Annotated in this window: 12 protein-coding genes and 1 pseudogene; 10 read left to right on the top strand and 3 right to left on the bottom strand. The window is 64.6% G+C overall.

Annotated elements, in window-relative coordinates; genetic code table 11:
• Positions 1–3 precede the first annotated feature (3 nt).
• Positions 4–399 (bottom strand): hypothetical protein, encoded by a 396-nt coding sequence (locus tag PE067_RS04190; RefSeq protein ID WP_276187971.1) that lies wholly within the window; start codon positions 397–399, stop codon positions 4–6.
• Positions 400–520: 121 nt separating this feature from the next.
• On the opposite strand from PE067_RS04190, the gene PE067_RS04185 reads away from it, so the two are divergent.
• The 3 genes and pseudogenes from PE067_RS04185 to rpoD all read left to right on the top strand — a co-directional run bounded on the left by PE067_RS04185 (position 521) and on the right by rpoD (position 5,258).
• A complete protein-coding gene (locus tag PE067_RS04185) occupies positions 521–1,105 on the top strand; it encodes a TetR/AcrR family transcriptional regulator (RefSeq protein WP_276187970.1) in 585 nt (194 codons plus the stop codon).
• Between the two features lie 39 nt (positions 1,106–1,144).
• Positions 1,145–3,104, top strand: a pseudogene (dnaG, locus tag PE067_RS04180) (DNA primase).
• Positions 3,105–3,272: 168 nt separating this feature from the next.
• Positions 3,273–5,258: an RNA polymerase sigma factor RpoD gene (gene rpoD / locus PE067_RS04175; RefSeq protein ID WP_276187969.1), complete on the top strand. Its 1,986-nt coding sequence runs from the start codon at positions 3,273–3,275 to the stop codon at positions 5,256–5,258.
• Positions 5,259–5,530: 272 nt separating this feature from the next.
• Here rpoD and PE067_RS04170 read toward each other — a convergent pair whose 3' ends face one another.
• Positions 5,531–6,079 carry an NAD(P)H-dependent oxidoreductase gene (locus PE067_RS04170; protein WP_276187968.1) on the bottom strand — a complete coding sequence of 183 codons (549 nt, stop codon included), beginning with the start codon at positions 6,077–6,079 and terminating at the stop codon, positions 5,531–5,533.
• A 140-nt stretch (positions 6,080–6,219) separates the two neighbouring features.
• On the opposite strand from PE067_RS04170, the gene rmuC reads away from it, so the two are divergent.
• The gene (rmuC, locus tag PE067_RS04165) at positions 6,220–7,731 is read left to right on the top strand and encodes a DNA recombination protein RmuC (protein WP_276187967.1); all 1,512 of its coding nucleotides are present in this window, start codon (positions 6,220–6,222) and stop codon (positions 7,729–7,731) included.
• On the opposite strand, the gene PE067_RS04160 is transcribed toward rmuC, so the two are convergent.
• Positions 7,699–8,064: a response regulator gene (locus PE067_RS04160; RefSeq protein ID WP_276187966.1), complete on the bottom strand. Its 366-nt coding sequence runs from the start codon at positions 8,062–8,064 to the stop codon at positions 7,699–7,701. The two genes, rmuC and PE067_RS04160, sit on opposite strands and share 33 nt — an antisense overlap.
• 301 nt (positions 8,065–8,365) lie before the next feature.
• Here PE067_RS04160 and rpsB point away from each other — a divergent pair, with 301 nt between their 5' ends.
• The 6 genes from rpsB to ihfB all read left to right on the top strand — a co-directional run bounded on the left by rpsB (position 8,366) and on the right by ihfB (position 14,485).
• Entirely contained in the window at positions 8,366–9,145 is a 780-nt protein-coding gene (gene rpsB, locus PE067_RS04155) for a 30S ribosomal protein S2 (RefSeq protein ID WP_276187965.1), read from the top strand.
• An 84-nt stretch (positions 9,146–9,229) separates the two neighbouring features.
• Complete coding sequence (gene tsf, locus PE067_RS04150; RefSeq protein WP_276187964.1) at positions 9,230–10,120, top strand: translation elongation factor Ts; 891 nt, start codon at positions 9,230–9,232, stop codon at positions 10,118–10,120.
• 312 nt (positions 10,121–10,432) lie between these two features.
• Complete coding sequence (locus PE067_RS04145; protein ID WP_276187963.1) at positions 10,433–11,017, top strand: d(CMP) kinase; 585 nt, start codon at positions 10,433–10,435, stop codon at positions 11,015–11,017.
• Positions 11,014–12,069, top strand: coding sequence for a nitronate monooxygenase (locus PE067_RS04140; RefSeq protein WP_276187962.1), 1,056 nt, complete (start codon positions 11,014–11,016; stop codon positions 12,067–12,069). The genes PE067_RS04145 and PE067_RS04140 overlap by 4 nt, the downstream gene beginning before the upstream one ends.
• A gap of 221 nt (positions 12,070–12,290) precedes the next feature.
• Positions 12,291–13,970, top strand: a complete 1,680-nt coding sequence (rpsA, locus tag PE067_RS04135; protein ID WP_276187961.1) for a 30S ribosomal protein S1 — start codon at positions 12,291–12,293, stop codon at positions 13,968–13,970.
• A 227-nt stretch (positions 13,971–14,197) separates the two neighbouring features.
• Positions 14,198–14,485 (top strand): integration host factor subunit beta, encoded by a 288-nt coding sequence (gene ihfB, locus PE067_RS04130; RefSeq protein ID WP_276187960.1) that lies wholly within the window; start codon positions 14,198–14,200, stop codon positions 14,483–14,485.
• The last annotated feature ends 6 nt before the right edge of the window (positions 14,486–14,491 follow it).

Below are 14,491 nucleotides of genomic sequence, written 5' to 3'. Positions count from 1 at the left end.
TGATTATTGCGCATTTTCGGTATCGGGCAGGGCTGTGCAACCGGCGTCCCCGTCGTCGCATTCCGCCGCCGGATCGCCATTGATCGGGGTCGCGGCCAGCACCCTTGCACGTTCGCGCAGCGCCTCGGCCCGCGCGGCCAGATCGCCGGTGCGTCCGCCCCCGCCGATGGCGCGGTCGGCGCGGCCATGCAGGGCGTCGCGCTGTGCGGTCAGGCTGCCCGCCGTGGCATCGACCGAATTCGCCGCGTCGCGGGCATGGGCAGGCAGGGCGGGGGCGGCCAGCAACTGGTCGGTGGGCATCAGGACGGGGTATCCGGAGGTCTGATCGCCGCATCCGGCCAATGCCAGCACCACCGCGCAAGCCCATCCACCTGTCCGCGCCAATCCGCGTTGCGCCATCTGGCTCTCCTGTCCGTTCGGGGCACGATATCGCTGCCCGTGGCCCTTCACAAGCCGTCGGCCAAACCCGCGCGTCGCCGGGACTTCCCCCGGGGCCGATTGCCGCTTAGAAGTCGCCGTCATGGCACGCACTCAGGGTTCACGCGCAGAAATCACCGGTCCGCTGATCCGCGATGCGGCGCGGCACCTGTTTGCGCGGCATGGCTATGCGGCGGTGTCGATGCGCCAGATCGCTTCGGCGGTGGGGGTGCAGGTCGGCACGATCTATGGCTATACGCCCGACAAACAGGCGCTGCTGTTCGATCTGCTGGACAGCCATATGCAGATCGTGCTGGCGGGCTGGCAGGACGATCCCGACCAGCCCCCGCTGCTGCGGCTGGAACATTTCGTGCGCAATCACATCGCCTATAGCCTCGACCATCAAGAGGCGGTCTTTCTGGCCTATATGGAACTGCGCAACCTGACCCCCGAACATCACGCCCGCATCGCCGCCCAACGTCGCCGCTACGAAGACGCGCTGGAAGATATCCTGCGCGCGGGCCAGCAGGCGGGGGTGATGCATGTCCCCGACACGCGGCTGGCGACGCTGGCGCTGATCGGCATGCTGACCGGCGTGACGAACTGGTATCGCGACGGCGGACGGCTTGATCGCGACCGGCTGATCGGCATCTACTGGGACCTTGCCCGTGGTGCCGTCGGTGCCTAGGGGCTTTTCAACCGCGCCAAGCGTGACGATATTCATGACATGAGCCTGCCGCCGTCCTTTCTTGACGAAATCCGTGCCCGCGTTCCGATCAGCCGCGTGATCGGTCGCAAAGTGACATGGGATCAGCGCAAGTCCAATCAGGCGCGCGGCGACTGGTGGGCGCCATGCCCGTTCCATCACGAGAAATCCGCCAGCTTTCACTGCGACGATCAGAAAGGTTTCTACTATTGCTTCGGCTGCCACGCCAAAGGCGACGTGCTGACCTTTCTGCGCGAGGCCGAGGGTATGGGCTTCATGGAGGCGGTGGAAATGCTGGCGGGCGAGGCCGGCATCCCCATGCCCGAACGCGACCAGCGCGAGGTTCAGCGCGCCGACCGCCGCACCCAACTGGTCGGTGTGATGGAGGAGGCCGTCAGATGGTTCCGCCTGCAACTGCAGACGGGGAACGCCACGGATGCCCGCGATTACCTGACCCGGCGCGGGCTGGACGATGCCGCGCGCGACCGTTTTGGCATCGGCTTTGCCCCCGACCAGCGGCAGGGGCTGTATCAGGCCCTGCGCGCCAAGGGGATCGACGACGCCCTGATCATCGAGGCGGGGCTGGCCGCGAAACCCGATGACGGCGGCGCGCCCTTTGACCGTTTTCGCGGGCGCATCATCTTTCCGATCCGCGACGCGCGGGGGCGCTGCATCGCCTTTGGCGGTCGCGCGATGGACCCGAATGCGCGGGCGAAATACCTCAACAGCCCGGAAACGCCTTTGTTCGACAAGGGCCGCAACCTGTATAACCTTGGCCCTGCGCGGGCGGCGGTGGCGAAAGGCCAGCCGCTGATCGTCGCCGAGGGCTATATGGATGTCATCGCGCTGGTGCTGGCCGGGTTCGAGGGGGCGGTGGCGCCGCTTGGCACCGCGATCACCGAAAACCAGTTGGCGCTGATGTGGCGCGTCTCGCCCGAACCGGTGATCACGCTGGACGGCGATACGGCGGGCGTGCGCGCGGCCATGCGGCTGATCGACCTGTCCTTGCCGATGACCGGGCCGGGGCAGGCGCTGCGTTTCGTCGTCCTGCCCGAAGGCCAGGACCCGGACGATCTGATCCGCAAACAGGGCGCAAAGGCGATGGCCGCGGCGCTGGACGGTGCGCGGCCGCTGGTCGATCTGCTGTGGCAGCGCGAAACCGAAGGGCGGGTGTTCGACAGCCCCGAACGCCGCGCCGCGCTGGACAAGGCGCTGGCCGATGCCGTCGCCCGCATCGCCGATCCGGTGACGCGCAAGCATTACGAAGAAACCCTGCGGCAAAAGACATGGGAGACGTTTCGCCAGCGCCGCGATCTGCGCCCGCCCCAGAACCGTCCCGCGTCCCCGGCGGGTGGTCCCGCGCGGGGTGGCGGACCGGGTGGCGCAAGGGGGGGCGGGCGTCGCGGGGATCTGCCGATCGCGCCGACCGCACCCACCCGCGCCTCGCGCCTGTCGGCCCCCGAAACCGCCGAAAAGGCTGCCGATCAGATGATCGAGGCGATGGTGCTGGCGATCTGCGCCACCCATCCCGCGCTGGTTCCCGGCGTCGAATCGCGGCTGGAGCGGCTGGTTCCCGAAGACCCCGACCGCGCCGCGCTGATCTATGACCTGCTGGCCGGGACGACCTCGCCCGAGGGGCGGCGCGCCCTTGAAACCATCATGGCCGAGGCCCATGTCAGGACCGCTCCGGTCATCATCCGGCCGGAACCCGGCGATGCGGCGGGCGATATTTTGTTGAACGCGCTGGACCGGATCGAATCCCGCCGCGCCGCGCGACAGGAAACCGCCCGTGCCGAGGCCGAGATCGAGGGGCTGGTCGACGAAGGCTCTGACCTGGCGCGTCGCGCAATCCGCCCGCGCCCGGCAGATGGCCGATCATCCGACGCTGAGCGACCTGAGCGATCTGGGAGAGGACAGCGATGCCCAACGCGCGATGCTGGATGCCGCGTTGAAAAACGAAATCTGGCGCAAGCCACGCTAGGGCAGGGTCACCCTGTCCGGCACCCGAATCACCCCGCCGAATCAGTGGGGGGCCTTATCCGTTCCGGGTCTTTGAATCCGGCCCGTATTTGGCTAGAACCTGTCGATAGCCGACCGATTCGCGAGTGATTCGCACACGCCCCGAATCACCCGCCTGCAAGGAGCGAGCATGGCCGCCAAGGACGACGAAGACCAAAAGCCCGACACCAAGGATGAAGATCATTCGCTGGACATGAGCCAGGCGGCGGTCAAACGCATGATCGCCGAAGGCCGCGAACGCGGTTTCATCACCTATGACCAGCTGAATGCGGTTCTTCCCCCCGATCAGGTCAGTTCCGACCAGATCGAGGATGTGATGTCGATGCTTTCGGAAATGGACATCCGCGTCGTCGAAGGCGACGAAGAGGCCGAGGATCAGGAACAGGGCGGCGCGCTGGCGACCACCGGCTCGGGCTCGCGCGAAGTGGCGCTGGCCACGACCGAAACCGAAAAGCTGGACCGCACCGACGACCCCGTGCGCATGTATCTGCGCGAAATGGGCTCGGTCGAACTCTTGTCGCGCGAAGGCGAGATCGCCATCGCGAAGCGGATCGAGGCCGGCCGCAACACGATGATCGCCGGGCTTTGCGAAAGCCCGCTGACCTTCAAGGCGATCACCATGTGGCGCGAGGAGCTTTTGCAGGAAGACATCCTGCTGCGCGACGTGATCGACTCGGAAACCACCTTCGGCCGTTCCGTCGATGAGGACGGCGAAGAAGGCGATCTGGAGGAAAACACCCCGCGCACCGAAACCTCGGGCGCGAACGAACGCGAAACCGAAGAACTCGACGCCGACGGCAACCCCATCGCCAGCGACGACGATGACGAAGACGACGATGGCCAGAACCTCTCTCTGGCCGCGATGGAAGCCAGCCTGAAGCCCAAGGTTCTGGAAACGCTGGAACTGATCGCGCGCGGCTATGAGACGCTGGCCCACATGCAGGACAACCGCATGTCGGCGACGCTGAACGAGGATGATACCTTCTCGGCCTCGGACGAACTGGCCTATCAGCGCAAGCGGTCGGAAATCGTCGCGCTGGTCAACGAATTGCACCTGCACAACAACCGGATCGAGGCGCTGGTCGATCAGATCTACGGCATCAACCGCCGCATCCTGACCATCGATTCCGGCATGGTGAAACTGGCCGATGTCGCCCGCATCAACCGTCAGGAATTCATCAAGGCCTATCGCGGCGGCGAGTTGGACCCGACCTGGGTCGACCGCATGTCGGCGCAATCCGGGCGTGGCTGGCAGGCGCTGTTCGACCGCAACCGCGATCAGGTGGAAAACCTGCGCGGTGAAATGGCGATGGTCGGCCAGCACGTCGGCGTCGATATCGAAGAATTCCGCCGCATCGTGAATCAGGTCCAGCGCGGCGAGAAAGAAGCCCGTCAGGCCAAGAAGGAAATGGTCGAGGCGAACCTGCGTCTGGTCATCTCGATCGCCAAGAAATACACGAACCGCGGCTTGCAATTCCTCGATCTTATTCAGGAAGGCAACATTGGCCTGATGAAGGCCGTGGACAAGTTCGAATACCGGCGCGGCTATAAATTCTCGACCTATGCGACCTGGTGGATCCGTCAGGCGATCACGCGGTCCATTGCGGATCAGGCGCGCACCATTCGTATCCCGGTCCATATGATCGAAACAATCAACAAGCTGGTGCGCACCGGCCGTCAGATGCTGCATGAAATCGGTCGGGAACCGACGCCCGAAGAACTGGCCGAAAAGCTGCAGATGCCGCTGGAAAAGGTCCGCAAGGTGATGAAGATCGCCAAGGAGCCGATCAGCCTTGAAACCCCCATCGGGGACGAGGAAGACAGCCAGCTTGGCGATTTCATCGAGGACAAGAATGCTGTGCTGCCTCTGGACAGCGCGATTCAGGAAAACCTCAAGGAAACCACTACCCGGGTTCTGGCCAGCCTGACCCCGCGCGAGGAACGGGTGCTGCGGATGCGTTTCGGCATCGGGATGAACACCGACCACACGCTGGAAGAGGTCGGCCAGCAGTTCAGCGTGACCCGCGAACGCATCCGCCAGATCGAGGCCAAGGCGCTGCGCAAGCTCAAGCACCCGTCGCGGTCGCGCAAGCTGCGTTCATTCCTGGACCAATAGGTTCCTCAGGCGCGGGCTGCCGCTGCGGCCCGGCCGATCCGATCAGCAATGCCCGCTCTGCCCCCCGGTCTGCCCATTGTCGCGACAGTCGAATCGCGATGCCGGCCAATCGCGACGTCGGGCGGGGCGGGCATCTGCATTTCGCGGATGCGTTCTGGCCTTGGGGTTGGGGCCGATCCGCTGCGGGATGGCGGCAGGTTCCGTCCCATCCGGCTGCAGGGCGGCGCGGGGCAAATCGGGGCCGCCCGGATGCGGCGCGGCCCCGTTCGTTCTCAGGCGGTCTTTTCGATGAAAGCCGCAAAGGCGTTGACGAAACCTTGCAGGAATTTGCGCGTGCCCTCGTCATTGACCGAACCGTCATCGCCGAAGTTTTCGGCCTTCCATTGCAGATAGACCTCGGGATGGTGCATGACCACGGTGTTCAGATTGGCCAGCGCAAGGCGGGCATGGGCCTGCGCCACCGCCGCACCGATCACGCCGGGCGAGGTGCCTGCGACGGCAGAGGGCTTGCCGCCCCACACGCCCTGACCATAGGGGCGCGAACCCCAGTCAAAGGCATTTTTCAGGACGCCCGGAAAGCTGCGGTTGTATTCCGGCGTGATCACCAGAACGGCATCGGCATCGGCGATCTGCTGCTTGAGCCGCAGGACCGATGCGGGCGCGTCGGTCCACAGATCATCATCGTAATGGGGCAGGTCGTCGATCCGCACATGGTCGAACGCCAGCTTGCCCTCGGCCAGCTTCTCCAGCACCCGTGCAAATTTCTGGTTGATGCTTTCCTTGCGGAAGGAACCGACCAGAACCGCGACTTTCCTTGTCATGCTTCGTCCTTTCGACAGTTGATTGCGGCCGCCCCTTGTGACGCCCCAAGGGTCTGACATCCCTGGGTTGCGGCGGCCGGGGCTTGAACGTCAGGCACAAAAAGTGAACACTGCCGCCAGCTGCAAACAGGCGATATCATATGGACCCGACGCTTTCCACGCAGATCTCTGCCTGGCTGGAGGATGCTTCCCATCTGCAGGGGCTGCTGCTGGCGGTGCTGCTTGTGCTGGCCGTCCTGTTCTGGCGCGAACGCCGGGCGGCGGGGCTGCTGCGGGATCAGGCGGCGCGCGCCGATGCGCTGACGGCCGACCTGCAGGCGCGGGCCGGGCAGATCGCCGGTTTGCAGGCCGATCTTGCGCAATCGGCGGAATGTGCGCGCGCCCATGAGCTGCGCATCGCGCGGATGGAAAGCGCCGGTGCCGTGCAGGCCGACCGGCTGCGCGAGCTGATGGATGAGCGCGACGGTCTGGCCGATGCGCTGCACGGCCAGCGTCAGGCCGAAACCGCCCTGCAGCGCGAACTGGCCGAAACCCGTCTGGCCGCCGACAAGGATCGCGAGACCGCCGAGCGCGATATCGCCACCCTGCGCGAACTGCGCGAGGAAATGAGCCGGAATTTCCGCCTGATGGCCGATGAGACCCTGCGCCGTCAGGGCGAGGACATGCAAAAGCGTCACGGCGAACAGCTGTCGGCGCTGCTGACCCCCTTTCGCGATCAGGTTCACCGTTTCCAGACCGAGCTTCAGACCCGCAACAAGCAGACCGATGAGGAACGCGCCCGCCTGCGCGAACAGATCGAGACGCTGCACAAACGGTCCGAAGACATCTCTCGCGAGGCGGTGGCGCTGACCCGCGCGCTGAAAGGCGACCGCCAGAAACAGGGTGCCTGGGGCGAGATGATCCTTGCCCGCCTGCTGGAAGAATCGGGGCTGGAACAGGGCATCCATTATACCGCGCAGGACAGCGTGACGGATGAGCAGGGCAAACGCTGGCGGCCCGATGTCACGGTGCGTCTGCCGCAGAAAAAGGTGCTGGTGATCGACAGCAAGGTGTCCCTGACCGCCTATGAAGAAGCGGTCAATGCCGATGATGCGCCGATCGCCGATGCGGCGCTGAAACGCCATGTCGCGGCCCTGCGCGCCCATGTCACCGGCCTGTCGGGCAAGGGATATCAGGCGCTGGACGAGGGTTCTGTCGATTACGTCCTGATGTTCATCCCCATCGAAGGCGCCTTTTCCGAGGCGTTGCGCGTCGATCCCGACCTTGCCCGTTTCGCGATGGAAAAGCGGGTCGGGCTGGCGACGCCCACGACCCTGATGCTGACCCTGCGCACGGTCGATCACATCTGGACGGTCGAGCGGCGCAGATCCAATGCCATGCAGATCGCGGCGCGGGCGGGGCAGCTTTACGACAAGCTGCATGGCTTCGTCTCTGCCATCGAAGATGTCGGCGTCCAGCTGGATCGTGCGCAGAAAAGCCATGCCACGGCCATCGACCGGCTGACCCGCGGTTCGGGTAATGTCATCCGCCAGGCGGAAATGCTGCGCGAACTGGGCGCGCGGGCGCAAAAGCGGCTGGCCATCGACCATGACGGCGAGACGCTGGCCGGACCCGGGGCGTCAGCGGGTGACGACATGGATCGTCTTGATTAGCTTTTGCGGGTCAAAGGGCTTGCTGATCCAGCCCGTCGCCCCGGCATTGCGCGCCCGCGATTTCAGTTCCGGCGCATATTCCGAGGTAACGACCAGAATCGGGATGCCGCGCAGCCGGTCGATTTTCCGCACCGCCTCGATAAAGCCGAAACCGTCCAGGCGGGGCATATGGATATCGACAAGGATCACGTCCGGGTTCATCCCTTCCAGTGCCTTGAGCCCTTCGATCCCGTTGCTGGCCAGGGTCACCGCCATCCCCGCAGACGAAAGGGACAGGCGCATCATGTCGCGCGCCGCGCGGCTGTCATCCACGGCCAGGATGCTGATTGGCATGGTCACATCATTCCGGTCACGCCACGGCGGGCGGGTTGCGTTTCCGGCGAGATTGCCGGGTCGTTTCCCTTATTGCCGCAAATCCGTTAAGCAAGGGTTGAGGCGCGCGATGTTTTCGTCGCCGGTCCCGTTTCCCGCGCCGGCGCTGCAATTGGGGTTGAAATCCGTCCCGGACCGGATTATGTGGCGCTCACTTCACAGGCGGGGTCGGGCCCTGACGGGAGACATCCGTCACAAGGTCCACCGGTTGGGGCATCTGCCCTGAAAGCCCCGCCAAGGCGCAAACCGGAAAGGAACGAATATGGCGCTTCCCGATTTCTCGATGCGTCAGCTTTTGGAAGCTGGCGTTCACTATGGCCACCAGACTCAGCGCTGGAATCCCCGCATGGCACCGTATATCTACGGCGACCGCAACGGCATCCACATCATCGACCTGACGCAGACCGCCACCATGCTGGAACAGGCGCTGAAAGTCGTGCGTGACACCGTTGCAAAAGGCGGCCGCATCCTGTTCGTCGGCACCAAGCGTCAGGCGCAGCGCCCGATCGCCGAAGCTGCGGAAAAATCGGCGCAATACTACATGAACCACCGCTGGTTGGGCGGCACGCTGACCAACTGGAAAACCGTTTCGCAGTCGATCCAGCGCCTGAAGGCCATTGACGAAACCCTGGGTGCGGGCGCCGAGGGCCTGACCAAGAAAGAGCGTCTTGGCATGGAACGCGAACAGGCCAAGCTGCAGGCCAGCCTGGGCGGCATCCGCGACATGGGCGGCCTGCCGGACATGCTGTTCGTGGTCGACGTCAACAAGGAAGACCTCGCCATCCTGGAAGCCAACAAGCTGGGCATCCCGGTCGTCGCGGTTGTCGACACCAACTGCTCGCCCAAGGGCGTTGACTATGTCATCCCCGGCAACGACGACGCGGCCCGCGCCATTGCGCTCTATGCCGATCTTGTCAGCCGTGCGGCTCTGGACGGCATGTCGGCCCAGATGGGTGCTGCTGGCGTCGATCTCGGCGCTCTGGCCGATGCGCCGGCCGAGGAACTGATCGACACCGTCGAAGAAGTCACGGCCGACGCCTGATCGCGCGGACTGCATTCACGGAATTGACATCAGGCGGGGCTAACCCCGCCTGACGCATTGAAAAGCGAACCAAGGAGACATCCGATGGCTATCACCGCTGCGATGGTGAAAGAGCTGCGCGAATCGACCGGCGCAGGCATGATGGACGCCAAGAAGGCACTGACCGAAACCGATGGCGACATGGAAGCCGCCGTTGACTGGCTGCGCACCAAGGGTCTGGCGAAAGCTGCCAAGAAATCGGGTCGCGTCGCTGCCGAGGGTCTGGTGGGCGTCTCTGTCACCGATGGCCGCGGTGTCGCGATCGAACTGAACTCGGAAACCGATTTCGTCGCCAAGAACGCCGATTTCCAGAAAATCGTCCGCGAAATCTCGGATCTGGCGCTGACCACCGGCCAGGATCTGGAAGTGCTGCGCCAGGCCCAGTTGAACGGCAAGACCGTCGACGAGGTCCTGACCGAAGCCATCGCGCGCATCGGCGAAAACATGACCCTGCGCCGGATGCACGTTCTGGAAGGCGACACCGTCGTGTCCTATGTCCACAATGCCGCGACCGCAGGCATGGGCAAGATCGGCGTTCTGGTCGCGCTGAAAGGCGACAAGGCCAAGGCCGAGGAAATCGGCAAGCAGATCGCGATGCATATCGCCGCGACCAACCCGGCCTCGCTGTCCGAAGCCGATCTGGACCCGGCCCTGGTCGAGCGTGAAAAGCACGTGCTGACCGAACAGGCCCGCAGATCGGGCAAGCCCGAAGCCGTGATCGCGAAAATGATCGAGGGCCGCATGGCGAAATTCCTGGAGGAAGTCACGCTTCTGGGCCAGAAATTCGTCATCAACCCCGATGTCACCGTCGCGCAGGCCGCGGCTGATGCGGGCGTCGAAGTGACCGGCTATGCCCGCGTCGAAGTCGGCGAAGGCATCGAAAAGAAGGAAGAGGATTTCGCCGCCGAGGTCGCCAAGACCATGGCCGGCGCCTGATCCGATCCCGCGCCTTATTACCATCGAAACGCCGGTCCTCCTGGGCCGGCGTTTTTTCGTTGGGCTACCTTCTCGCGCGACCGGCTCTTTTGATCTTTGCCCGAAATCCCGCAGAGATCAGAGCCCGGCAGGGTTGATTCCGGGGCGATGTCGCGGATTTCCAGCCACGGGCTGCAGCAGTTCCCGGCTGTCGGGCGCGACATTTCCGGACAGTCGCCATGCGCGGGCTGGCAGGTGCTGGACCTTTCGCCCCCCGGCATGCAAAGAATTCCGGACGCCCTTTTCCGGGACGGCCATCGTATAGGAATCCCCATGCCCTTCACCATCGCCATCGACGGACCCGCCGCTTCGGGAAAGGGCACGATTGCCCGCGCCTTGGCGGGGCATTTCGGCTTTGCCCATCTGGATACCGGCCTGCTTTACCGTGCGGTCGGGGCAAGGGGCGGCGATCCGGTGCAGGCCGCGCTGGATCTGTCGCCCGCCGATCTGGCCCGCGATGATCTGCGCACGGCCGCAGCCGGGCAGGCGGCATCGCGGGTGGCGGCCATCCCTCTGGTGCGCGCCGCTCTGGTCGATTTTCAGCGCCGCTTCGCGCGTCAGGATCCCGGCGCGGTGCTGGATGGCCGCGATATCGGCACGGTCATCTGCCCCGAGGCCGAGATCAAGCTCTATGTCACCGCCAGCGATGAGATCCGCGCCCACCGCCGGGCGCTGGAACTGGGCGCGGACCCGGCGCAGATCCTGCGCGAATTGCGCGAACGCGACGCCCGTGATGCGGCGCGCGATGTGGCGCCGATGCGCCCCGCCGATGATGCCGTGCTGCTGGATACATCCCGGATGAGCATCGACGATGCCGTTGTCCACGCGATTGCGCTGGTAAAAGGGGCGGGGGCATGAGCGCGGCCTTTCGCCTTGGCGATCTGGCGGTGCCGGTCATTCAGGCGCCGATGGCGGGGATTGCGACGCCTGAACTGGCGGCGGGGGCCAGCCTTGCCGGGGCGCTTGGCGCGCTTGGGCTGGGGGCATCATCCCCGGATCAGGCCCGCGCGATGATGGCAGAGGTGGCCGCGCGCATCGGCTCGAACCGCTATGGCGTCAACCTGTTCTGCCACGCCCCGGCGCAGGCCGACCCGGCCCGAGAGGCAACATGGCTGGACTATCTGACCCCGGAATTCGCGCGGTTTGGCGCGACGCCCCCGGCCATATTGCGTGAAATCTATCCCACATTCCTGCATGACGACGCGATGCTGGCCGCCGTTCTGGATGCAGGCCCTGCCGTCGTCAGCTTTCATTTCGGTATCCCCGACGCCAGCCGCATCGCCGCGCTGCGCGACGGCGGTGCCTTGCTGCTGGCGACCGCGACATCATGGGCCGAGGCGCGGGCGGCGCAGGCTGCCGGGCTGGATGGTATCGTCGCGCAGGGGTTCGAGGCAGGCGGGCATCGCGGTGTTTTCGATCCCTCGCAGGCGGATGGGCGGCAGTCCACGGCGGATCTGATAGCGGTGTTGCAGCCGCTTGGCCTGCCGTTGATCCCGGCGGGCGGCATCATGGACGGGGCGGATGCGGCGCATTGGCTGCGCGCGGGCGCGCCTGCGGTGCAGATGGGCACGGCCTTTCTGGCCTGCCCGGAATCCGCAGCCAGCACAGAGCATCGCGCCGGGCTGACCAGCCGCGCGACCGTGATGACACCCGCGATATCGGGCCGCCCGGCGCGGGGGCTGGAAAACCGGCTGACGGCGCTTGGCGCGGACCCCAACTCCCCGCCCGTGCCGGATTACCCGATCGCCTATGATGCCGCGAAGCAACTGAATGCCGCCGCCGGTGGCGCGCCCGATTACGCCGCCCATTGGGCCGGAACCGGCGCCGCCCGCGCCCGCGCCCTGCCGGTCGCCGAGCTGGTCGTGCTGCTGGATGCAGAGATCCGGGCGGGGCTGGCGGCAGGGCGCTGAAAACCCCGTCCCATGCGCCAAACCCTTGCCAGACAGGCGCTTTGGGTCTATGTGGCCCCAGTCTAGGGAATGATGGGGCCAGAACCGGCCGCTGTATATGAAGGGTCGGGCCTGTGCCGCGACCCTTTGTGCATCGCGAAACCCAAGCTTTCCGGGCGTCATAAAGACCGGCGGAGCCAACCGCATGGCCAGAAAACACATGCAAAGGAAAAACTGTTCGTATGAGCACTAAAACTGCGATGGAGGAATTCGAAGCCCTTCTGCAAGAAAGCTTCGAGATCGACACCCCGGACGAAGGTTCGGTTGTCAAAGGCCGCGTCATTGCCATCGAGGCAGGCCAGGCCATCATCGACGTCGGCTACAAGATGGAAGGCCGCGTTGATCTGAAAGAATTCGCAAACCCCGGTGAAGCGCCCACCATCGCTGTCGGCGATGAGGTCGAGGTTTACCTGGACCGCGTCGAGAACGCCCGTGGCGAGGCCTCGATCTCGCGCGAGAAGGCCCGCCGCGAAGAAGCCTGGGACCGTCTGGAAAAAGCCTATGCCGCAGAGGAACGCGTCGAAGGCGCGATCTTTGGTCGCGTAAAGGGCGGCTTCACGGTCGATCTGGGCGGCGCTGTCGCCTTCCTGCCCGGTAGCCAGGTTGATGTCCGCCCCGTGCGCGACGCAGGCCCGCTGATGGGTCTGAAACAGCCCTTCCAGATCCTGAAAATGGACCGTCGCCGTGGCAATATCGTCGTCTCGCGCCGCGCCATTCTGGAAGAAAGCCGCGCCGAACAGCGCGCCGAAGTCATCGCCAACCTGACCGAAGGTCAGACGGTCGAGGGCGTGGTCAAGAACATCACCGAATACGGTGCCTTCGTTGATCTGGGCGGCGTTGACGGCCTGCTGCACGTCACCGACATGGCATGGCGCCGCGTCAACCATCCTTCGGAAATCCTGTCGATCGGCGAAACCGTCAAGGTTCAGGTCGTCAAGATCAACAAGGACACCCACCGCATCAGCTTGGGCATGAAACAGCTTCAGGCCGATCCGTGGGATACCGTGGGCAACAAATTCCCGATCGGTTCGGTCCATCAGGGCCGCGTGACCAACATCACCGACTACGGCGCCTTTGTCGAACTGGAAGCCGGTGTCGAAGGTCTGGTCCACGTTTCGGAAATGTCCTGGACCAAGAAAAACGTCCATCCGGGCAAGATCGTCTCGACCTCGCAGGAAGTCGAAGTCATGGTCCTGGAAATCGACGAGGCGAAACGCCGCGTGTCGCTTGGCATCAAGCAGACGCAGCGCAACCCGTGGGAAGTGTTCGCCGAAACCCATCCCGCCGGCACCGTCATCGAGGGTGAAGTCAAGAACATCACCGAATTCGGTCTGTTCATCGGTCTGGACGGCGATATCGACGGCATGGTCCACCTGTCGGACATCTCTTGGGATGCCCGTGGTGAAGACGCGATCCAGGACTTCCGCAAGGGCGACACCGTCCGCGCGGCCGTTCAGGAAGTCGACACCGACAAGGAACGCATCAGCCTGTCTATCAAGGCGCTGGAAAACGACACGATGGCCGAGGCTGTCGATGGCGTGAAGCGCGGCGATGTCGTCACCGTGTCGATTACCGCGATCGAAGACGGCGGCATCGAGGTGGAATACAACGGCTTCAAGTCGTTCATCCGCCGTTCGGATCTGGCCCGCGACCGTCAGGACCAGCGCCCCGAGCGTTTCGAGGTCGGCGACAGCGTCGATGCGCGCGTCACCAACATCGACGCCAAGACCCGCCGTCTGGGCCTGTCGATCAAGGCACGCGAAATCGCCGAAGAAAAAGAGGCCGTCGAACAATACGGCTCCTCGGATTCGGGCGCGTCGCTTGGCGACATCCTGGGCGCTGCGCTCAAGAACCGGAACTGAGGCTGAGGGGCCTGGCCATGCAACCCGCATGGCCCGGTCCCGGCAGGCCGCTCACGACCCGGCCGTGCGGATGCGCGGCCGGGTTTTTTATGGGAACCCGGCAATTCATGTCGATTGGGCGGCGATTTCATGCAACCCGATAGACAGTTTGAATGTTGGTCCCTTGATTGAGAACGCGAGAGGTTTATGCTCGCGTTCTCTGCAGGTTACTTTGGCAAGGTTAAAACATGATCCGATCCGAGCTGATCCAGAAGATCTCTGAAGAAAACCCGCATCTGTTCCAGCGCGATGTCGAGCGCATCGTGAACACGGTCTTCGAAGAGGTCATTGGCGCGATGGCGCGCGGCGACCGGGTGGAGCTGCGTGGCTTTGGCGCGTTTTCCGTGAAAAAGCGCGAAGCGCGCACCGGGCGCAACCCGCGCACGGGCGATGCGGTCAGCGTCGAGGAAAAGGCGGTTCCGTTTTTCAAGACGGGCAAACTGCTTCGCGACAGGTTGAACGGCGCCGCCGAATAGGCCAGA

It is taken from the genome of Paracoccus sp. DMF-8 (genome assembly GCF_029309835.1).
In the GTDB taxonomy this organism is placed as follows: Bacteria; Pseudomonadota; Alphaproteobacteria; order Rhodobacterales; family Rhodobacteraceae; genus Paracoccus.
The sequence above is the reverse complement of the archived record's forward strand: the minus strand, read 5'-3'. Positions and strand labels throughout refer to the sequence as shown.